Annotated in this window: 16 protein-coding genes; 4 read left to right on the plus strand and 12 right to left on the minus strand. The window is 62.5% G+C overall.

Translation table 11 applies throughout. The features are described 5' to 3' along the window. Window positions 1-26: 26 nt before the first annotated feature. The 3 genes from ATO7_RS15070 to ATO7_RS15080 all read left to right on the plus strand — a co-directional run bounded on the left by ATO7_RS15070 (window position 27) and on the right by ATO7_RS15080 (window position 2,880). The gene (locus tag ATO7_RS15070) at window positions 27-281 is read left to right on the plus strand and encodes a DUF167 domain-containing protein (protein WP_083563291.1); all 255 of its coding nucleotides are present in this window, start codon (window positions 27-29) and stop codon (window positions 279-281) included. 71 nt (window positions 282-352) lie between these two features. Then, window positions 353-1,816: a sensor histidine kinase gene (locus ATO7_RS15075; RefSeq protein ID WP_083563190.1), complete on the plus strand. Its 1,464-nt coding sequence runs from the start codon at window positions 353-355 to the stop codon at window positions 1,814-1,816. A gap of 86 nt (window positions 1,817-1,902) precedes the next feature. Beyond that, window positions 1,903-2,880: a malate dehydrogenase gene (locus ATO7_RS15080; protein ID WP_083563192.1), complete on the plus strand. Its 978-nt coding sequence runs from the start codon at window positions 1,903-1,905 to the stop codon at window positions 2,878-2,880. An 80-nt stretch (window positions 2,881-2,960) separates the two neighbouring features. On the opposite strand, the gene ATO7_RS15085 is transcribed toward ATO7_RS15080, so the two are convergent. Genes ATO7_RS15085 through ATO7_RS15095 form a run of 3 tightly spaced genes read right to left on the minus strand, consistent with a single transcriptional unit; the run spans window position 2,961 to window position 6,568 of the window. Then, on the minus strand, window positions 2,961-4,202 hold the full coding sequence (locus tag ATO7_RS15085) for an NAD(P)/FAD-dependent oxidoreductase (protein ID WP_083563194.1): 1,242 nt from the start codon (window positions 4,200-4,202) through the stop codon (window positions 2,961-2,963). 15 nt (window positions 4,203-4,217) lie between these two features. Beyond that, on the minus strand, window positions 4,218-5,210 hold the full coding sequence (locus tag ATO7_RS15090; protein WP_083563196.1) for a cytochrome d ubiquinol oxidase subunit II: 993 nt from the start codon (window positions 5,208-5,210) through the stop codon (window positions 4,218-4,220). An 11-nt stretch (window positions 5,211-5,221) separates the two neighbouring features. Beyond that, the gene (locus tag ATO7_RS15095; protein WP_083563198.1) at window positions 5,222-6,568 is read right to left on the minus strand and encodes a cytochrome ubiquinol oxidase subunit I; all 1,347 of its coding nucleotides are present in this window, start codon (window positions 6,566-6,568) and stop codon (window positions 5,222-5,224) included. A 203-nt stretch (window positions 6,569-6,771) separates the two neighbouring features. On the opposite strand from ATO7_RS15095, the gene ATO7_RS15100 reads away from it, so the two are divergent. Then, window positions 6,772-8,058 carry a sigma-54 interaction domain-containing protein gene (locus tag ATO7_RS15100; protein ID WP_146680388.1) on the plus strand — a complete coding sequence of 429 codons (1,287 nt, stop codon included), beginning with the start codon at window positions 6,772-6,774 and terminating at the stop codon, window positions 8,056-8,058. Here ATO7_RS15100 and ATO7_RS15105 read toward each other — a convergent pair whose 3' ends face one another. From ATO7_RS15105 to aroK, 9 genes are all read right to left on the minus strand, one after another. Beyond that, window positions 8,059-8,664: a DNA-3-methyladenine glycosylase I gene (locus ATO7_RS15105; protein WP_083563202.1), complete on the minus strand. Its 606-nt coding sequence runs from the start codon at window positions 8,662-8,664 to the stop codon at window positions 8,059-8,061. Next, window positions 8,661-10,736 (minus strand): S46 family peptidase, encoded by a 2,076-nt coding sequence (locus ATO7_RS15110; protein ID WP_083563204.1) that lies wholly within the window; start codon window positions 10,734-10,736, stop codon window positions 8,661-8,663. Before ATO7_RS15110 ends, ATO7_RS15105 begins: the two co-directional genes overlap by 4 nt. 20 nt (window positions 10,737-10,756) lie before the next feature. After that, window positions 10,757-11,812: a uroporphyrinogen decarboxylase gene (gene hemE, locus ATO7_RS15115; RefSeq protein WP_083563292.1), complete on the minus strand. Its 1,056-nt coding sequence runs from the start codon at window positions 11,810-11,812 to the stop codon at window positions 10,757-10,759. 14 nt (window positions 11,813-11,826) lie between these two features. Beyond that, window positions 11,827-12,540, minus strand: coding sequence for an orotidine-5'-phosphate decarboxylase (gene pyrF / locus ATO7_RS15120; RefSeq protein ID WP_083563206.1), 714 nt, complete (start codon window positions 12,538-12,540; stop codon window positions 11,827-11,829). A gap of 65 nt (window positions 12,541-12,605) precedes the next feature. Next, on the minus strand, window positions 12,606-14,015 hold the full coding sequence (locus ATO7_RS15125) for an FAD-dependent oxidoreductase (RefSeq protein ID WP_083563207.1): 1,410 nt from the start codon (window positions 14,013-14,015) through the stop codon (window positions 12,606-12,608). An 18-nt stretch (window positions 14,016-14,033) separates the two neighbouring features. Then, on the minus strand, window positions 14,034-18,479 hold the full coding sequence (gene gltB, locus ATO7_RS15130; protein ID WP_083563293.1) for a glutamate synthase large subunit: 4,446 nt from the start codon (window positions 18,477-18,479) through the stop codon (window positions 14,034-14,036). 249 nt (window positions 18,480-18,728) lie between these two features. Next, window positions 18,729-19,853, minus strand: a complete 1,125-nt coding sequence (locus tag ATO7_RS15135) for a deoxyguanosinetriphosphate triphosphohydrolase (protein ID WP_083563208.1) — start codon at window positions 19,851-19,853, stop codon at window positions 18,729-18,731. 1 nt (window position 19,854) lies between these two features. After that, a complete protein-coding gene (gene aroB / locus ATO7_RS15140) occupies window positions 19,855-20,931 on the minus strand; it encodes a 3-dehydroquinate synthase (RefSeq protein ID WP_083563210.1) in 1,077 nt (358 codons plus the stop codon). A 5-nt stretch (window positions 20,932-20,936) separates the two neighbouring features. After that, a complete protein-coding gene (gene aroK, locus ATO7_RS15145; RefSeq protein ID WP_240499497.1) occupies window positions 20,937-21,467 on the minus strand; it encodes a shikimate kinase AroK in 531 nt (176 codons plus the stop codon). Window positions 21,468-21,536: the final 69 nt, after the last annotated feature.

The following is a 21,536-nucleotide window of genomic DNA, read 5'->3' on the forward strand; positions in this document are numbered from 1 at the left end:
TGTCTGAAAACTCGCAAAAAGAAGTGATGCTTGAGGTAAGAGTCTCGCCCAAGGCCTCGCGAAATGCCATCAACGGCTGGCACGAGGGGCGGCTTAAAATCAGCGTCACCGCCGCCCCCGACCGGGGCAAGGCCAATCAGGCGGTGGAGCGTCTGCTGGCCGCTCAACTGGGTTTGCCGCGAGGCGCGGTCGAGGTTGTCCACGGCCATACCCAGCGCAACAAGCGTGTTCGCCTCCGCGCATCGCAGGCGGTACTGACGTTGTTGCCCGCGCGCCGCTGAGCGCCGACGCCGTTTGCCAGCGCGCGGCGAAAACTGGGTATGCTTGAAGCCGAATTTGCCTCCCCCGCGCCGTGGCTCAGCAAACCCCTTTTCTGCCGCTGTATCGTGCCCTGGTCGAGAACGCCCAGGATGTGCTTGGCGTGATCGATCTGGCCGGTCAGATCCGCTATCTCAACCCGGCTGCACGGCTGTGGGGGCGCGGTCGCGCTGAACAGCTGATCGATCAACCTTTGCAGAGCCTGTGTCACCCGCAGGATCAGCGCATACTGGCAAGCTGGCTGCAGGGTTTTCAGCGTGTGCACGAGCGCCAGGTCTGCGAGCTGCGTCTGGGGCCTGATCAGCGCTGGCGCCGCGTGCAGCTCAGCGGCGTGCGTATCCGCGAGGATGAGAGCAGTGAGGTGATCGTGATCAGCGGTCACGATGTGACGCTGGAAGTGGACGCTTCGCGCGCGCTCAAGGCGAGCGAAAAGCGTTATCACGGGGCTTTCGATTATTCGCCCATCGGCAAGGCGCTGCTGGCCGCCGACGGGCAGGTTGTGGAAGCCAACCGTTCGCTGGCGGAAATGCTGGGCTGCTGGGTGTCGGAGCTGCTGGGCAGCAATCTGTTCGCCCGTGTTGGCGGCGATGCGCATGATCAGCTGTTGCAGGATGTGACGGCCCTGATCGGCCGACATGATGACGTGCGCGAACGTGAATTGAGCTTTCAGCGGGTCGATGGGCAGGTCCTGTGGTTGCTCATCAACCTGGCCCCAATCTGGCGCGACGATGGCGAGCTGGAGCACTTTATTGCCCAGGTTCAGGACATCACCGCGCGGCGTCAGGCTGAGCAGAATCTGCGCGAAAGCAACGCGGACCTGCTGCGCAGCAACGAAGAACTCAAACGCTTTGCCTTCCTGGCCAGTCATGACCTGCGTGAGCCATTGCGCGGGATTGGTGGCTCGGTGCAGCTGATCGCGCGGCGCTACAAAGACGCCCTGGGCGAGAGCGGTCACGAGTTGGCCCAGCAGGCGGTCAGCGGGGTCAAGCGGATGCAGGCGTTGCTGGATGATCTGGTCGCTTACGCCGAGCAGATGCGGGGTGGTGAGCTGGAGCGTCGTACGGTTTCGGTGAGTGCGGTGATTGATGAGGTGCGACAGCAGCTGGATGCCAGCATTCGCGCGCAGGGTGCCGACATCACCACCACCGATTTGCCCAGCATCCTGGCCGACCCCGAACAGATTCGGCAGATCTTCGTGCAGCTGATCGACAATGCCCTCAAATTCGCGCGCCCGCAGGTTCCGCCGCAGGTGCACATCAGTGCACGCTGGCAGCGTGGGCTGTGGGAATTCTGTGTGGCCGACAACGGTATCGGTATTGCGCCCGAGCACCATCAGCAGATCTTTGAGGTGTTTCGCCGCCTGGATCCGGACACCGCCGGTACCGGCATGGGTCTGGCCACGGTGCGCAAGATCATCGAGCGTCACGGCGGCACCATCCGGGTCGAGTCCAGCGCCGGTGATGGTGCTCGTTTCCGCTTTACCCTGCCGCCGGAGTAGCGCGTGGTCGGGTGAGGGTGAGTTCGCTATAATCCGCCGTCTTTTCGCGGCCTGACGGGCCACCACAGTTTCAACAGGAGTGGATTATGAAAGCACCGGTACGTGTAGCCATCACAGGTGGCGCCGGCCAGATTGCCTATTCCCTGGCGTTCCGTATCGCCTCGGGTGACATGCTCGGTCCGGACCAGCCGGTCATTCTGCAGCTGCTGGAAATTCCGCCGGCCATGGGCGCCCTGGAAGGCGTGGTCATGGAACTGAATGACTGTGCGTTCCCGCTGGTGCACGGCATCGTTGCCACCGATGATCCCAACGTAGCCTTCAAGGATGCTGATTACGCGCTGCTGGTCGGCGCCCGTCCGCGCGGCCCGGGCATGGAGCGCAAGGACCTGCTGCAGGCCAATGCCCAGATCTTCTCGGTTCAGGGCAAGGCACTGAATGATCACGCCAGCCGTGACGTCAAGGTGCTGGTTGTCGGCAACCCGGCCAACACCAATGCGCTGATTGCGCGTGAGAACGCGCCGGATCTCAACCCGCGTCAGTTCACCGCCATGATGCGTCTGGACCACAACCGCGCTCTCAGCCAGCTGGCCGAAAAAACCGGCAAGCACACCACCGACATCGACAAGATGATCGTGTGGGGTAACCACAGCGCGACCCAGTACCCTGACCTGCACCATGCCACGGTGGCGGGTGAGGCTGCGCTGGGTCTGGTTGATCAGGCCTGGTACGAAAACGACTTCATTCCGGTGGTGCAGCAGCGTGGCGCAGCCATCATCAAGGCGCGCGGCGCCTCCTCGGCCGCATCGGCCGCATCCGCTGCCGTTGATCACATGCGCAGCTGGGCGCTGGGCAGCAATGGTGGCTGGGTGTCGATGGGCGTAGCCTCCGACGGCAGCTACGGCGTGGCCGAAGGCATCGTCTACTCCTACCCGTGTGTGTGTGAAAACGGTGATTACACCGTGGTGCAGGGGCTGGAGATCAACGCATTCAGTCAGGCCCGCATGGACGCCACCGAGCAGGAACTGCGCGAAGAGCGTGCCGCGGTGGAAGAGCTGCTCGGCTAAGCGTAGCCGTACTTTGCATTACCAACCCGGGGTGGCGAGCACCCCGGGTTTTTTTTATGCCTAGGTGATGAGAAAGCCGTTCAGGGAGCGTCTTCGGCCACCGGTTTGACCAGCCACTCGCGGCCCTTGAGCATGCCGCTCCAGTAGATTGGCGGCAGCAGGGTTTCTTTCAAAAACCAGGCGCGGCGGGGGGGTTTGCGACCGTCCAGAAACCAGCTGGGGAAACTCGGCAACAGCTTGCCGCCATAGCCGAATTCGGCGAGTACGATCTTGCCGCGCTCGACCGTCAGCGGACATGAGCCGTAGCCGTCGTAGTGTGCGATGCCGCGGTTGTTGCCGTGGATGTCGGCCATGATGTTGTTGGCCACGATCGGCGCCTGCTTGCGGGCCGCAGCGGCGGTTTTGGCATTCGGTGCGTTCATCACATCGCCCAGGGCCCAGATGTTGTCGAAGTGTTTGTGGCGCAGGGTGCTTTGGTCGACATCGACCCAGCCTGCGCTGTCGGCCAGCGCGCTGTCACGAATGAACGCCGGTGCCTGCTGTGGCGGGCAGACGTGAATCATGTCGAATGTGCGGCTTGTTTCGATGGCGTCGCCGTTCTCATTGGTGGTATTGAACCAGGCGGTTTTGGCGCCCCCATCGATGCGTGTCAGGGTGTGGTTGAAGTTGAGATTGATGGCGTACTTGTCGACGTACTGCATCAGCGCGGGCACATAATCGGCCACCCCGAACAGGACGCCGCCAGCGTTGCAGAAGTCCACCTGAATGTCCTGCAGCACGCCCTGGCGCAACCAGTGATCGCAGGACAGATACATGGCCTTCTGCGGCGCGCCGGCACATTTGATGGGCATGGGCGGCTGGGTGAAGATGGCGCGGCCACCCTTGAGCGCCTGCACCAGTTCCCAGGTATAGGGCGCCAGGTCGTATCGGTAGTTGGAGGTCACCCCGTTCTTGCCCAGGGTGTCGCTCAGGCCTTCGATGCCGTCCCAGTTGAGCGTAAGGCCCGGGGCCACCACCAGCCGTTTGTAGTTCAGGCGTTCCTGGCTGTCGGTGACCACCGCGTTGCTTTCTGGCTCGAACGCGACCACGCTGGCCTTGATGCGCCGGATGCCGGATGGGATCAGCGTGTCCATGTCGCGGGCGGTCTGCTCGGGGGTGAACACGCCGCCGCCGACCAGAGTCCAGCCCGGCTGGTAGTAATGCACGTCGGCCGGGTCGATGATGCCGATATCGAGCCCGGGCTGGCGTTTTTTCAGGCTCGCCGCAGTGGCGATGCCGGCGGCTCCGCCGCCGACGATGAGCACGTCGTGGATGCGCGACATGGAATCTCCTTGGATCTAGTCGTAGCTGAGCGCCGTCGCCTTACCGTGGAAAATGCGATAGACCACGAAGGTGTAGGCGAGAATCATGGGCAGGGTCAGGGCCACGCCAACCAGGGTGAAGAGCAGCGAGCTGACCGAGGCGGAGGCTTCCCAGATCGTCATCTGCCCGATGATGATGTGGGGGAACAGGCTGTAAGCCAGCCCCAGACTGGCCATCAGGCAGATCAGCACGGTCAGCCCGAAAACACGCCACGGCTGGGCGGCCTGCTGTTCACTGGATGTGCGCAGGGTCAGCACGATGCCGACGAAGCTGGCCAGCGTGACCAATGGAATGGGTGCCAGCCACAGTGCATTGGGCAGGCTGAACCATTTGGCTGCAATGGCCGGGCTGACCAGCGGGGTGGCGATGGAGATCAGGCCCAGGCCCAGGCCCATGGGCCAGATTGCACGCCCGCCCCACAGGTGGCTTTTACGTTGCAGCGTGCCTTCGGTTTTCATGTTGAGCCAGCCGCAGCCCAGGACCACATAAAGCGCGGGCAGGGTGAGTGCGATGAGCACGGAAAACAGCACGCTGGTGGTGCCGTCACGCAGACCGGTGACGTAGGCGCCGAGCATCCAGCCCTGGGCCATCGCACTGATCAGCGAGCCGGCAAAGAACGCCCGATTCCACAGGGCACGGCGGTGATCGCCGGCTTTGACCCTGAGATCAAAGGCCACGCCACGCAGGATCAGACCCATCAGCATGATGGTGACGGGCAGGTACAGATGGGTGAGCACGATGCCGTGGGCCAGCGGAAAGGCGATCAGCAGTATGCCCACACCGAGCACGATCCAGGTCTCATTGGCATCCCAGAAGGGGCCAATGGAGGCGATCATGGTGTCCTTTTCGGACTCCTCGGCCAGTGGCAGCAGGATGCCTACGCCGAGGTCGTAGCCATCGAGGATCACGTAGATCAGCAAGGCCAGGCCCATGGCGGCCATGTAGATGATGGGAAGCCAGAATTCCATAGTGCGTTCCTTTAGTGCTGGGCCGAGGGCTGTGTGGTGAAGGTCACCGGACCGAGCGCCTGTGATGCGGCCGGCTTGGTTGCCATATGTCGCATCGCGCCGATGTAGCTGACCAGCAGGAAGGCGTAGAGCAGCACATAGCCAAGCAGCGTGCCGGTCATGGTGGCGCTGGCGTGGTCAGCCACGACCTCCTGCACGCTGATGAGGTCCTGCACGATCCAGGGCTGACGGCCGATTTCGGTGACATACCAGCCTGCCAGCACGGCGATCCAGCCGGAGAAGGTCATGGCGGACAGTGTGAGCAGCAGCACCCGATGTGGCTCGCGCCCCCCGCGCAACTGCCAGCTGGCCCACCAGCTGACCAGCACCATCAGTCCACCAATGGCCAGCATCACGCGGAATGACCAGAACACCATGGCGACTGGCGGATGTTCGCCTACAAATTCGTTCAGGCCCTGAACTTCACCTTGCGGATCATGGGTCAGGATCAGGCTGGCAGCGTAGGGGATCTGAATGGCCAGGCGGTTCTCGCGCGCCTGTTCATCGGGAAACGCAATCAGGTTGAACGGCACTGCGGATTCGGTCTCCCACACCGCTTCCATCGCGGCCACCTTGGCCGGCTGATGTTCCAGCGTGTTGAGACCATGCAGATCACCGATGAAGATCTGCAGCGGGGCTAAAATGGCCGCCACGCCGACGCCGGCGCGCATGACTTTCCAGGTGGCCGGGCCGTCGACACCGCTGCGCGCCCGCCAGGCGCTGACCCCGGCAATGAGGAAAGCGGCAGTGAGGAACGAGGCGATCAACATGTGGAAGAAGCGGTAGGGGAATGAGGGGTTGAAGATCACCGCCCACCAGTCTTCGACCATGACCACGCCGTCAACCATCTGGATACCCGCAGGCGTTTGCATCCATGAGTTCAGTGAGAGAATCCAGAAAGCCGACAAGGTGGTGCCGAAGGCGACCAGAAAAGTGCTCAGCAAGTGCAGGCGGTTGGACACCCGATCCTTGCCGAACAGCATGATGCCGAGAAACGAGGCCTCAAGAAAAAATGCGCTCAGCACTTCGTAGCCCAGCAGTGGTCCGGCAACGTTGCCGGCCTTTTCCATGAAGCCCGGCCAGTTGGTGCCGAACTGGAAGCTCATGGTGATGCCGCTGACCACGCCCATGGCAAAAGTCAGGGCGAAGATTTTGACCCAGAAGAAATAGGCGTATTCCCAGGCTTTGTCGCCCGTCTGGGTAAAACGGATACGGAAGAACAGCAGCATCCAGGCCAGACCAATGGTGATGGCCGGGAACAGGATGTGGAAGCTGATGTTGGTGGCAAACTGAATGCGGGCGAGTACGAAGGGATCCATGGAACATGTCCTGTAATGGCGTGGACAGCAGCAAGCTCAGAGCAATCCGTGTGCCAGTCTTGGTTGGGCGCTCAATTCGGCGATAACACACTGACATAAAACAATATTCAATATTTTCTGAAATTACAGAAAATAAATCAAGCTATCTTTACGGCTTGGAATTGTCGAAACTGTCAATGCCCCTGACAGAATCGACAAGACCTATGAAGCCCGAACCATTGCCGCCCCGCGCCTTGCTGGATGTCATTGAGTACCCGGCCATCTTGCTGGGCGCCGATTACCGTGTGCTCGCGAGCAATCGTCGTTATGTCGAACGCTTCGGTGACGTGCCCCCGTCTGCGCGTTGCTACGAAGTCTCCCACGGCTATGCGCATCCCTGCGATCAGGCCGGGGAGAGCTGCCCGATGGCGGCGTGCAAGCGCAGTGCGGGGCGCGAACGGGTGCTGCATATTCACAACAGTCCCCGTGGTCGCGAGCACATTGATGTGGAGATGGTGCCCTTGCTCGACGACGCCGGCGTGGCACGCTACTTCGTCGAGGTCCTCAAACCGGTGCCCATAGCCAGCGCCCAGGCCAATGCCACGCGCATGGTGGGCCGCAGTGCGGCGTTCAACCAGATGCTGGAAATGATCAATCTGGTGGCCGCGCATGAAACCTCGGTGCTGCTGCTGGGTGAAACCGGCACGGGCAAGGAACTGGCCGCCAGCGCCATTCATGAAGCGAGCTTGCGCGCACACAAGAGCATGGTCACGGTGGAATGTGCCGGATTGACCGAAACGCTGTTCGAGAGCGAGCTTTTCGGTCATGTCAAAGGCGCTTTCACCGGCGCGGTGAGCAACAAGCGTGGCCTGCTCGAGTTGGCTCAGGGCGGCACGTTGTTCCTCGATGAGATCGGTGACGTGCCGGTGGGCATGCAGGTCAAGCTGCTGCGTCTGCTGGAAACCGGGACCTACCGCGCGGTAGGGGATACCCAGCTTAGGCGGGCAGATTTCCGTCTGGTCTGCGCCACCCACAAGGATCTACGCGAGCAGGTGCAGCGCGGTGCCTTTCGCGAGGATCTGTACTTCCGCATCAATGCCTTTCCGATCATCCTGCCGCCTCTGCGCAAGCGTCGCGAAGATATTCCGCTGCTGGCCCGCTCAATCCTCGACAAGCTGCACCCCGGGCGGACCTACCGTCTGAGCGACAGAGCGCTGGCCCGGCTGCAGGCGCTGGCTTTCAGTGGCAATGTGCGTGAGCTGCGCAACATTCTGGAGCGGGCCACGATTTTCGCGCGTGAATTGCTGATTGACGATGAGGTGCTGCAGCGCAGCCTCGGTGAGGCGCCAGAAATCCGTGACCATGCCAACGAAGAGGCTGCGTGGGTGGATTTGCACACCCAGGAACGACGCTACCTCAAGCAGTTGCTTGATCACTGCCAGGGTGACAAGGCGCGCGCCGCGCAGATCGCCGGTATCAGCGTGCGCTCGCTGTACCGCCGGCTGGAATAATCAGTCCAGCGTCAGTTGCAACGCGTGTTGCTGGGCCTCGGCATGACAGGGGCAACTCAGAATGTGGTCGTTAACCATGCCGGTGGCCTGCATGTGGGCGTAGACAATGGTCGAGCCCATGAAGCTGAAACCGCGTGCTTTGAGGTCCTTGGCGACGCTGTCGGACAAGGCAGTGGTCGCCGGGATGTCACTCATGCTCTGGCGCTGCCCCTGCACCGGTTGCCCGTCGACGAACCCCCAAATGTAGCGGGCGAAGCTGCCGAATTCTTCCTGCACACGGAGAAACGCCTGCGCGTTGTTGACTGCGGAGCGTACCTTGGCCCGGTTGCGAATGATGCCGGCATCGCTCAGCGCGGCGCTTTGTTCCTGCTCGCTCATGCGAGCAACACGCAGCGGGTCAAAGTCGTGAAAGATCCGTCGGTAGCCTTCTCGTCGGCGCAGTATGGTCAGCCACGACAGACCGGCCTGCGCGCCTTCCAATATCACGAACTCGAACAGCTTGCGATCATCGGTGACCGGCACGCCCCATTCATCATCGTGATAGGCGTGCTCGATGTCGGTCTTGCGCGCCCAGTTGCAGATGGCCTCGCGCGGATGACGGCTCATAGCGCGGGGAACAGCTCGTCGACCAACGACTGAGCCTGATACACCGCGCTCAGGGCCTGCTGCATGATCGCCGGGTGCACGGCCACGGCGCGGTTGTAGCGGCCATCATAGGCGTAGGCGCCGCCCAGGGAATGCAGGTTGCCGTCGAAGATCAGCCCCACCAGCTGGCCCTGGCGATTGAGCATCGGACTGCCCGAGTTCCCTCCGATAATGTCGTGGGTGGTGACGAAGTTGAATGGGGTGGCGAGGTCGATCTCGGCCAGCCGGTCGATCCACAGTGCCGGCAGGGCAAACGGCGGTTGGGCGGTGGAGCGGGCAATCAGACCGCCCACCGTGGTGGTCGGAAAGATGTCCTGACCAGCCTCTTTCCAGCCTTTGACCTGGCCGTAGCTCAGGCGCAGGCTGAAGGTGACGTCCGGGTAGCTGTTGGTGCCGTCCAGTTCAAAGCGTGCGCGGCTGATCAGTGTGGCATTGGCTTCGACCACCGCTTCAACTTCGCGCTCGACACGGGCTCGCACAGCGCGTGCGCTGCTGTCGATACGCCGCACAAAGGCAATCAGCGGGTCGTTGCTGGCGGCAATGGCGGCGGCGCCACCATCCCAAAGTTCTTTGCGCACGGCCAGCTCGTTCAGCTGGGTATTTTCGATCAGGCTGCGCGCCAGTTCACGCGGTGACTGATTGCCCAGACTTTGGACCACGGCGGGGTGGTCTGGTCCAAGTTGTTCGCGCAGCTTTTCCAGGCTCCAGTCCAGCGTCAGGATCTCCAGCTCGGCATGGATGGGGGCGGCGGAAAACAGGCGCTGGGTGAGCTGGGGCAGGGCGGCATCGGTGTATTCATGCAGACGCTCTGCGTTGGGCTTGCTGCGTTCCTGCGCGGCGCGAACCAGGTGACGTGCGATGGAGAGCAGGTCGGACTGATACCCGCGCAGGCTCTCGAGCAGGGAATATTCGGTGTAGATGTCACGCCACACCTCCTGCGCCTGGGCGATCTTGGTCCAGGCCTCGGGTGTGGGTGTCTTGCGCAGCTGGCGGTGCTCGGCCACGCGCTCGCGCAGCGCGTTTTCGTGCGCCATGGCCGCCTGGATGAAGCCGCTTTCGCTGAGCGCGGCATGACGCCCGCGGTAGGCTTTGAGCGCGTTTTCGATGGCGAAGTATTCGCGTTGCGCCATGCGTGTCTGCTCGCTGCCCTGGCGCATGAACTGGCGCAGCACGCCGCGCAGTTCCGCCAGATAGGTCAGTCGCTGCGGCAGCACCACATCACGCAATGCGGTGAGTTGGGCCACCGTGTAGCTGCGCTGAGTTGAGCCCGGATGACCGGTGACGAAAACCAGTTCGTCCTGCGCTGCGCCATCCGGCTTGATCGAGAAGTATGCCTCGGGCTCGACCGCCTGGCCGTCGCGGTAGGCGCGCAGCAGCGCCATGTCGAGCGCATAACGCGGGAAGCTGAAGTTGTCTGGATCACCACCAAAGGCGGCAATCGCCGTTTCCGGGGCAAACACCAGGCGCACGTCCTGATAACGCCGGTAGCGGTAAAGATGATAGCGGCCGCCTTCGTAGAGGCTGACCACATCGCAGCGCTGGTTGGCGTCGCCCTGTGCGCAGTTTGACTCCAGACTGGCCATGGCCGCTTTGCGCGCGGTCTTGGCTTGCGCGTCGGACAGCCCCTCGGCGGGTTTTTCAACCTCACCGGTGACGTCGGTGATGCTTTCCAGCTGATTGAGCTCGATCTCCGGGCAGATCGCTTCGTCTTCGCGCTTGTGGGCTACGAAACCCTTTTCCAGCAGGTTGTCCTGACGGCTGGACAGCTGCGCGATGCAGCGGCTGACGCAGTGGTGATTGGTGAGCACCAGCCCCTGGTTGGACACGAAAGCCCCGGAGCAACCGCCGGCCAGCCGCACTGATGCACGCTGGAGTTTGTCGACCCAGGCCTGATCCGGCGCGAAATTGTACCCATCAGCCAGCGCTTTGCGGGGCAGGTTGTCCAGGGTCCACAAGCCTTCTTCAGCAAGGCCGGGCGCCGCCGTCAGCGCAGCCGATATGATAAGTAACCGGCGGGAGAGTTTGGCAAGCATGGGGTGTCCCTGTTACGGGGTTAGCGGTGAAAAGCGGGGCTGAACTCGTGCACGGCGTCAATCATGACACCCGCATTGTGTGGCGAGACTTCGGGGGTGATGCCGTGGCCAAGGTTGAAGACATGGCCGTCACCCGGACCGAATTCGCCAAGTACACGCTGAACCTGCTGACGGATCATCTGTTCGCTGCCGAGCAGTACCGAGGGGTCCAGGTTGCCTTGCAGCGCCACGCGATGCCCGACGCGGCGTCGCGCCTCGGCCAGATTGACGGTCCAGTCCAGACCCAGCGCATCGAAACCGGCATCGGCTTGCTGTTCCAGCCAGCCGGCCCCGTTCTTGGTAAACCAGACCACCGGAATCTTGTGTCCGTCGCGTTCGCGCTGCAGCTGTTCCAGGATGCGTTGCCCGGCCGCCAGGGAGAAATCCAGATAGGCCTGATGGGCCAGCACGCCACCCCAGGTGTCGAAGATCATCAGGGCCTGGGCGCCGGCTTCGATCTGGGCATTGAGATAGGCGGCCACCGCATCAGCCAGCTTGTTGAGCAGGCGCTCCAGGGCTGCCGGGTCGGTGTACAGCAGGGCTTTGATCGTGCCGAAGGTTTTCGACGAGCCGCCTTCAACCATGTAGGTGGCCAAGGTCCATGGACTGCCGGCAAAACCGATCAACGGCACCTGGCCATTCAGTTCTCGGCGGATGGTGCTGACCGCCTGCATCACGTAACCCAGATCCTTGTGCGGATCGGGCAGCGGCAGGGCATCGATTTCGGCCGCGCTGCGCACCGTACGCTCGAATTTGGGGCCTTCGCCGGCGCTGAAGTACAGGCCCAGGCCCATCGCATCCGGCACGGTCAGGATGTCGGAAAACAGGATGGCCGCGTCCAGCGCATAGCGGCGCAGCGGTTGCAGCGTGACCTCGCAGGCCAGTTCCGGGTTCTGGCACAGACCCATGAACCCGTTCACGCTTTCGCGTGTTGCACGGTACTCCGGCAGATAGCGCCCGGCCTGGCGCATCATCCACACCGGCGTGCGCTCCACGGCCTGACGTTGCAGGGCCCGCAGCAGCAAATCATTCTTCATGGTGTCAGCCACAGTCAGGCGCTGAGCGCCTGGGAAATTTCATACTGAATGGCCGCCGCAGCGGCGCGCGGATCGGAAGCGTTGCGAATCGGCCGCCCCACCACCAGATAGTCGGAGCCCAGCTGGATGGCATCGGTGGGCGAGAGCACCCGTTTCTGGTCATCCGTTGGTCGGTTGTCAACCGGGCGAATGCCGGGGGTGACCACAATCAGTTTGTCCAGTCCGCTGGCGCGAACCGCAGCCACTTCCATACCGGACGAGACGATGCCGTCGCAGCCGCTTTCGAAGGCGCGCTTGGCGCGCGACAAGACCAACTGTTCGACATCGCAGTCGAAACCCAGATCATCCAGATCGCCGCGATCCAGGCTGGTCAGAGCGGTTACGGCGAGGACCTTAAGCGCACCGGTGCGCGCTTCGGCTGCCGCCTGCATGATGCCCTGATTGCCGTGCACGGTGCACAGATGCACCCCGCGCTCGGACAGCTGACGCACCGCGCTGGCCGTGGTGGCCGGGATATCGAAAAACTTGAGGTCGGCAAAGACCTTCTTGCCGCGTTCCAGCAGGAAATCGATGAGCCGCCAGTAGTCGTCGCTCATGGCCAGTTCGAGGCCGAGCTTGTAGAACGTGACGGTGTCGCCCAGTTCGTTGACGAGTTTGATCGCGGCGGATGCATCGGGCACATCCAGGGCGAATATCAGGCGCTCGGATTCAGGTATCGCTCGGGTCATCGTGGCTCGGCTGGTAAGTGCCCGGGGATTATCGATGATGCCCGGGCACATTGCGAGGTGGCCTTTCAGACCTCGAGGTAGTCGAGGATGCCTTCGGCCGCTTCGCGTCCTTCAAATACCGCGGTAACGACCAGATCCGAGCCGCGCACCATGTCGCCACCGGCGAACACTTTGGGATTGGTGGTCTGGTATTTGATCGTGGCCGCACCGCTGGCTTTGATACGCCCACCATCATCGGCCTCGATGCCGTGGTCGGCCAGCCACTGCGGCGGGTTGGGACGGAAGCCAAAGGCCACCAGCACACGATCTGCAGGCACGATTTCTTCGCTGCCCTCGATCACCTCGGGGCGGCGGCGGCCGTTCTCGTCCGCTTCGCCCAGACGGGTGCTGACCAGCTTGACGCCCTCGACCTTGCCGTCGCCGACGATTTCCACCGGCTGACGATTGAACAGGAAGCGCACGCCCTCTTCCTTGGCGTTGGCCACTTCGCGGCGCGAACCCGGCATGTTCTCTTCGTCGCGACGATAGGCGCAGGTCACGCGTGCGGCTTGCTGACGGATCGAGGTGCGGTTGCAGTCCATGGCGGTGTCGCCACCACCCAGCACCACAACCTGCTGATCGCGCATGTCGATGAAGTCGGCCGGGTCCTTTTCCAGACCCAGTTCGCGGTCGATGTTGGAAATCAGGAAAGGCAGGGCATCGTAGACGCCGGGCAGGTCTTCACCCGGGAAGCCGCCCTTCATGTAGGCATAGGTGCCCATGCCCAGAAACACGGCGTCGTAGTCATCCACCAGCTGTTGGAAGGGGATGTCCTTGCCGATTTCGGTGTTCAGACGGAATTCCACGCCCATGCCTTCCATCACCTCACGGCGACGTTTGACCACGTCCTTTTCCAGCTTGAACGGCGGGATGCCGAAGGTCAGCAGGCCGCCGATCTCGGCGTATTTGTCGAACACCACGGCTTCGACGCCATTGCGCACCAGGATGTCGGCGCAACCCAGGCCGGCCGGGCCGGCGCCGATAATGGCGACTTTCTTGCCGGTTGGGGTGACGCCGCTCATGTCCGGACGCCAGCCCTGCTCCAGGGCGGTGTCGGTGATGTACTTCTCGACCGAGCCGATGGTCACCGCGCCGAAGCCGTCGTTGAGGGTGCAAGCCCCTTCACACAGACGGTCCTGCGGGCACACCCGGCCGCAGATTTCCGGCAGGGTGTTGGTACGGTGCGACAGTTCGGCCGCTTCGAACAGGTTGCCTTCCGAAACCAGCTTCAACCAGTCCGGAATGTAGTTGTGCACCGGGCACTTCCATTCGCAGTACGGGTTGCCGCAGGACAGGCAGCGACCGGACTGGTTGGCCGCCTGTTCCTTGTCGAACTGGCCGTAAATTTCGCGGAAGTCGTGAATACGCACTTCCACCTGGGTTTTCTTCGGATCGTGCCGGGGCAGATCGAGAAATTGCAGAGCGTTCTTTGCCATGTTCAGTCCTGGCCGGCCTTAGGCCGCCTGACGGATGGTGTCGAGGAGCGAATTGATTTCGCTGGCTTTGGGTTTGACCAGCCAGAAGCGGGTCAGGAAGTCGCGGTAATCATCCAGAATCTGTGCCGTCCAGGCCGAGCCGGTGGCTTCCTGATGCTGGATCAGCAGGCCACGCAGGTGATTACGGTAGGCTTCCATGTGCTCCGCCGCGATGCGGTGGATGTCGATCAACTCATGGTTGTACTGATCGACAAACTGGCGATCGGTGTCGAGCACATAGGCGAAACCGCCGGTCATGCCCGCGCCAAAGTTGACCCCGGCCGGGCCGAGCACGGTGACCACACCGCCGGTCATGTATTCACAGCCGTGGTCGCCCACGCCTTCAACCACCGCGATGGCGCCGGAGTTGCGCACCGCGAAGCGTTCGCCCGCGCGGCCGGCTGCGAACAGCTTGCCGCCGGTGGCGCCATACAGGCAGGTGTTGCCGATGATGGTGGCGTCCTTGGCGGTGAAGCGTGATTCGGCAGGCGGGCGGATCACGATCTGGCCACCGGCCATGCCCTTGCCGACATAGTCGTTGGCATCGCCGGTGAGGTCCAGATTCAAACCGCCGGCATTCCACACGCCGAAGCTCTGGCCGGCGGTGCCGGTCAGCTTGAGCGTGATCGGATTGCCGGCCATGCCCTGGTTGCCGTGGCGTTTGGCGATTTCGCCGGAAACACGTGCGCCGATCGAGCGGTTGATGTTGTGCACATCAAAGGCGAACTCGCCGCCACTCATGCTTTCAATCGTCGGCAAGGTGGCGCGGACCATGTCCTCGGCCAGCTCGCCCTTGTCGAACGGCAGGTTGCGCGGTTCGGCACACTGATGCGGCGCATCGCTGACCATGCCTGCGGCATCCAGAATCGGCTGCAGGTTGAGCTTGCCTTGCTTGTTGGTCTTGCCCGGCAACAGCTCGAGCAGATCGGTGCGACCGATCAGCTCGCCCAGCGAGCGCACGCCCAACTGAGCCAGCAGCTCGCGGCATTCCTCGGCCACGAAACGGAAATAGTTCATGACCATTTCGGCTTCGCCGATGAAATGCTTCTCGCGCAGGGTGTCGTTCTGCGTGGCCACGCCGGTGGCGCAGTTGTTGAGATGGCAGATGCGCAGGTACTTGCAGCCCAGCGCGACCATCGGCGCGGTGCCGAAGCCGAAAGACTCGGCGCCCAGGATCGCGGCCTTGACCACATCCAGGCCGGTCTTGAGACCGCCGTCAGCCTGCACCCGCACTTTGCCGCGCAGGTCATTCTGACGCAGCGTCTGATGGGTTTCAGCCAGACCCAGTTCCCACGGCGTGCCACAGTAGCGCACCGAGGTCAGCGGGCTGGCGCCGGTGCCGCCGTCATAACCGGAAATGGTGATCAGGTCGGCGTAGGCCTTGGCCACGCCGGCAGCGATCGTGCCCACACCCGGACCGGACACCAGCTTGACCGAAACCAGGGCCTGCGGATTGACCTGCTTGAGGTCGAAGATCAGCTGGGCCAGATCCTCGATCGAGTAGATGTCGTGATGCGGCGGCGGGCTGATCAGCGCCACGCCCGGGGTGGAGTAGCGCAGCTGGGCAATGTAGTCATTGACCTTGTGGCCGGGCAGCTGGCCACCTTCGCCCGGCTTGGCGCCCTGAGCCACCTTGATCTGCAGCACTTCGGCATTGACCAGGTAATGCGGCGTGACACCGAAGCGACCGGAGGCGATCTGCTTGATCTTGGACATCTTGTCGGTGCCGAAGCGGCGGATGTCTTCGCCACCTTCGCCCGAGTTGGAGCGCCCACCAAGACGATTCATGGCCTGGGCCAGCGCCTCATGGGCTTCCGGCGACAGTGCGCCCAGCGACATGCCGGCCGAATCGAAACGCGGCAGGATGTCTTCAATGCCTTCGACCTCGTCCAACGCGATGGGGTTGTCGGTCTTGAGCGCCATCAGGTCGCGCAGGGTCATCGGATCGCGCTCGTTGACCAGCTTGGCGTAAGCCTTGAAGTCTTCGTAACGACCGCTTTTCACTGCGGTGTGCAGCGTCTGGATCACATCCGGGTTGTAGGCGTGGTATTCGCCGCCATGCACATACTTGAGCAGGCCGCCCTGGTCGATGTTCTTGCGCGCGTTCCAGGCCAGCTGGTTGAGCACGCGGGTGTCGTCTTCCAGATCGACAAACTCGGCGCCACCGATGCGTGAGGTGGTGCCCTTGAAGCACATCTCGACCACGTCATCCGCGAGCCCGACAATCTCGAACAGCTGGGCGCCGCGGTAACTGGCGATCGACGAGATGCCCATCTTGGACATGATCTTGTACAGACCCTTGTTGATGCCCTTGCGGTAGGCACGCTCAAGCTCGGACGCGGTCCGGTTCTTGATCTCGCCAACCCGGGCCATGTCACGCAGGGTTTCATAGGCCAGGTAGGGGAATACGCAGCTGGCGCCGTAGCCGATCAGCACAGCGAACTGGTGCGAATCGCGCGCGGTGGCGGTTTCCACCACCAGGTTGCAATCGCAACGCAGGCCCTTGGCGACCAGGCGATGCTGCACCGCGCCGGTGGCAAGCAGGGCGTGAACCGGCAGCTTGTCCTTGGCGATGTGACGGTCGGTCAGCACCAGTACGACCTTGCCATTGCGCACGGCCGTTTCGGCCTGATCGCAAATCGCGTTCAGCGCGTCCTGCAGGGAGCCGCTGGCGTCGTAGTTGAGGTCGATGATCTCGTGCGCATAGGCCGGGTTGTCGATCGACAGCAGATCGCGGAACTTGCCTTCCGACAGGATCGGCGAGTCGACCAGCAGGCGTGAGGCCCGCTCCGGGGTTTCTTCGAACACCGAGCGTTCGGCACCCAGACAGCACTCCAGCGACATCACGATCTGCTCGCGCAGCGGATCAATCGGCGGGTTGGTGACCTGGGCAAAGACCTGGCGGAAATAGTCGTACAGCGGGCGCACCTTGTGCGACAGCACCGCCTGCGGGGTGTCGTCACCCATCGAGCCGACCGCTTCCAGGCCGGCCTCGGCGAGCACGCGCAAAACTTGGTCACGCTCTTCGTAGGTGATCTGGAAGAGCTTTTCGAAAATGCGCACGGTGCCCGGCGCCATGGTCTCGTGCTCGCTTTCAGCGAGAACCGATTCCAGACGGCGTACGTTCTGCTTGAGCCAGCTCTTGTACGGATGGCGCGCGGCCAGACGGCGGTCGATTTCGTCCGAAGTCAGCACTTCGCCTTTCTCGGTGTCCACCGCCATCATCTGACTGGGACCAAGCTTGCCCTTGGCAATCACCGAGCCCGGCTTGTAGTCATATACGCCGACTTCTGAGGCCAAGGTGATGTGATCGTCATCGGTGATGACGTAGCGCGCCGGGCGCAGGCCGTTGCGGTCGGTCGAGCAGGCCGCATAACGACCGTCGGTGAACACGATGCCGGCCGGACCATCCCACGGCTCCATGTGCATGGAGTTGTATTCGTGGAAGGCGCGCAGGTCGGGGTCCATCTGCTCGATGTTCTGCCATGCCGGCGGAATCATCATGCGCATGGCTGAAAACACGTCGAGGCCGCCCGCGAGCAGCACTTCGAGCATGTTGTCCAGGCTTTGCGAGTCAGAACCCTTCTGCGTAACCAACGGCTCAATGGCGCTGATGTCGGGCAGGTCCTTGGTCTGGAACTTCTTGGCGCGAGCCTTGGCCCAGTAGCGGTTGCCCTGAATCGTGTTGATCTCACCGTTGTGGGCGAGGAAGCGGAACGGCTGGGCCAGACGCCACTGCGGCAGGGTGTTGGTCGAGAAGCGCTGGTGAAACACGCACATCGACGATTCCAGCGCCGGATTGTTCAGGTCGAGGTAGAACGCCGGCAATGCGGCGGGCATGACCAGACCCTTGTACAGCAGCACGCGACACGACAGCGTGCACACGTAGAATTCATGGTCGAACTTGGCGACTTCGCGCTCGGCGGTGCGCCGGGCAAAGAACAGCTTGCGTTCGAAATCGAAGGCCTCCATGTCGTCCGGCGCGTTGACGAAGACCTGTTCGATCTTGGGCAGCAGGCGCAGAGCCTGCTCGCCACAGGCGGCAGTGTCGACCGGCACTTCGCGCCAGCCGGCCAGCTCTAGGCCCTGGGCCTCGACAGCGGCTTTCATGGCGGCGCGCGACTGTTCAGCCTGCGCATCGTCGGTGTTGAGGAACACATTGCCCGCGGCGAAGTTCTTGGCCACGCGCAGGCCGGCATCCTGGCCAACCTGGCGCAGGAAAGCTTCGGGGCGCTTCATGAGCAGGCCGCAGCCATCCCCGGATTTGCCGTCGGCAGCCACTGCACCACGGTGAGTCAGCCGCGCCAGGGCGGTGACCGCGGTTTCGACCAGCCAATGGCTGGGTTTGTTGTGAATATGGGCAATCAGCCCAAAGCCGCAGCTGTCGTGTTCGAATTCGGGGCGGTACAGACCACTCTGCATCATGCTCACCTGCCAGCAATCGGTGGGGCGAACCGAGACGTCACCAGCATGGCGGCGATCGGGTCGCAAGGTGTTGATTTGTTTTGCGCTCTCGGACAAAGCCTCCGTCGTCCGGCAGCGTCAATCGGTTGAAGGCGAAGGCCGCTGGGCGGCAATTCTCCGCGCTGAGCCGATCAATTATAGAAACCTATGTGCGCCGCAGCAAATTTTGCGCCAGTTTCCATACGCCGGCGTACAGTTGAAAGCCCGTGTTCAGAGCTTTCGCGGGTTGAACATGCGTTCGTGTTCTTCGATCGCGAAGCGGTCGGTCATGCCGGCGATGTAATCGGCCACAGCGCGGGCCAGGCCATAACGCTCGGCGGCGTCCTGGTGGCGGGGCGGAAGCAGACGTTGATCGCTGTGAAAGGCCTGGAACAGATCACCTATGACCTGCTGGGCTTTGCGCCCGGAGCGGTGCACCCGGTAGTGCTGATACAGGTGCTTGAGCAGGTAGCTCTTAAGCTCGCGTGACTCCGCAGCCATGCTGTCGGAATAGGCCACCACCGCCTGGCTGTGCTCGCGGATGTCCTGGATATGCTGCGGCGCCAGCGCCTTGAGCCGGGCGGTGGTTTCGCGGGTCAGGTCGACCACCAGCTCGTTGATCATGCGGCGAATGATTTCATGGCGCAGCGCGCGCTCCCCGACCTGCGGGTACTGACCCAGCACCTTGTCGTGCACGCGCCGGAACAGTGCGGTGTCGCGCAGGCCTTCGATACTCAAGAGACCGGCGCGCAGGCCGTCGTCGACATCATGATTGTTGTAGGCAATTTCATCAGCGAGATTGGCCAATTGCGCTTCAGCGCCCGGTTGCTGGCGCGCCAGAAAACGTTCGCCGATGTCACCCAACTCGCGTGCATGCTTGCGCGAGCAGTGCTTGAGTATGCCCTCGCGCGATTCGAAGCACAGGTTGAGGCCGCGGAAGCTGGCGTATTTTTCCTCCAGCTCGTCGACCACACGCAGTGACTGCAGGTTGTGCTCGAAACCGCCGTGATCGCGCATGCAATGATTGAGCGCATCCTGCCCGGCATGACCGAACGGCGTATGTCCGAGGTCGTGGGCCAGTGAGATGGTCTCGGTCAGATCCTCGTTGAGCTGCAGATTGCGCGCGATCGTGCGTGCGATCTGAGCCACTTCCAGCGAATGGGTCAGACGGGTACGAAACAGGTCGCCTTCGTGATTGACGAAAACCTGTGTTTTGTAGACCAGACGGCGAAATGCCGTGGAATGCACGATACGGTCGCGGTCGCGCTGATATTCGGTGCGCATCTGCGGCGCCGCCTCGGGATGCCTGCGGCCGCGGCTTCGTTCGGGGTGGGCTGCGTAAGGCGCGAGGTTCATGTCAGTCGCGGCAGTAGTGCTGAAGGGTCTGCATCAGCAGCGCATCGTCATAGTCGGCGCTGAGCAGGGCATCGCCCAGGGCTCGAAACAGCACCAGGCGAACCCGACCGGCTGCGGTTTTCTTGTCGCCCTGCATCAGGGCGCGCATGCGCTCCGCCGATAGCCCGGAGGGCACCGCAGTGGGCAGGCCGGCCTTGCTGATCAGGGCGTCGACGCGCTGGCAATCGGCGCGACTGATCCAGCCATGGCGCTGCGACAGCTCAGCCGCCATGCACATGCCGGTGGCGACGGCTTCACCGTGCAACCAGTCGCGGTATTCCAGATGGGCTTCAATGGCGTGACCGAAGGTATGTCCGAGGTTGAGCAGGGCGCGTTGGCCTTTTTCCTTTTCGTCAGCCGAGACGACCTGGGCCTTATGGCGGCAGGATGTGGCAATGGCATGGCTAAGTGTTTCGCCGTCGCGCGCCAGCAGCGCCTCCATGTGGCTTTCCAGCCAGGTGAAGAAATCGATGTCGCCGAGCAGGCCATACTTGATGACCTCGGCCACCCCGGCCTTGAACTCGCGTGCGGGCAGGGTATCCAGGGTATTCAGGTCGGTGAGCACACAATCCGGTTGGTGAAACGCACCGATCATGTTCTTGCCCAGCGGGTGGTTGACCGCAGTTTTGCCGCCCACCGACGAGTCCACCTGCGACAGCAGTGTGGTCGGAATCTGAACCAGAGGAATGCCGCGCTGGTAGACCGCGGCAGCGAAGCCGGCCAGATCACCAACCACGCCGCCGCCCAGAGCAATGATTGTGGTGTCACGGCCGAGCTTGAGCGCCAGCATCTTGTCGAGCACCGCGCTGAGCTGCTCCATCGATTTGAAGCGCTCGCCGTCCGGCATGACGTGAACCGGTAGCTGATCGCCCAGTGCGGCCTGAACCTGATTCAGGTACAGCGGCGCCACCGTGTCATTGGTGATGACGAAAGCACGGCCATTGCGCGCGCCTTCGGGGTAGAGCTGCGCATTGGCGATCAGGTTGCGGCCCAGATGAATCGGGTAGTGCTTGCCCGGAATGTCGACATCCACACGCATGGGGTTCAAGACTTGGGCTCCATTTGCGTCAGTTTCTGGTTGATCAGCATGGCCAGCGAGCGGGCTGACTGGGCCTTGCTTGGAATGATCAGGTCTGCGACTTCGCGATACCAGGGGTCACGCAAGGCCATCAGCTCCTTGAGGATTTTCTTCGGGTTGTCCTGTTGCAGCAACGGGCGGTTCTTGCTTTTGCGCGTGCGCCGCCACTGCTGCTCGACTTCAGTATAGAGGTAGACCACGCGGCCGCGGTTTTTGAGATGCGTGCGATTGGCTTCGCGCATGACCACGCCGCCGCCGGTGGCGAGCACGATTCCGCGTTCTTGCGATAGGTCGTCGATCAGCTGCTCTTCGCGGTCACGAAAGCCAGCCTCACCCTCCTTGTCGAAGATATACGGAATATCCACGCCGGTGCGGGCTTCGAGTTCATGGTCGGCGTCGATGAATTGCATGCCGCGCAAACGCGCGAGATGACGACCAACTGTGGTTTTGCCGGCCCCCATGGGACCAACCAGAAAGACGGGTGGCGAGTCGTTCAAAACAACCGGTGCGGCACAAGCCGCGCAAATAAAAAGGCCCCGATTATAACGATCGGGGCCTTTCGGGGT

This window comes from Oceanococcus atlanticus, assembly GCF_002088235.1.
GTDB classification, from domain to species: domain Bacteria; phylum Pseudomonadota; class Gammaproteobacteria; order Nevskiales; family Oceanococcaceae; genus Oceanococcus; species Oceanococcus atlanticus.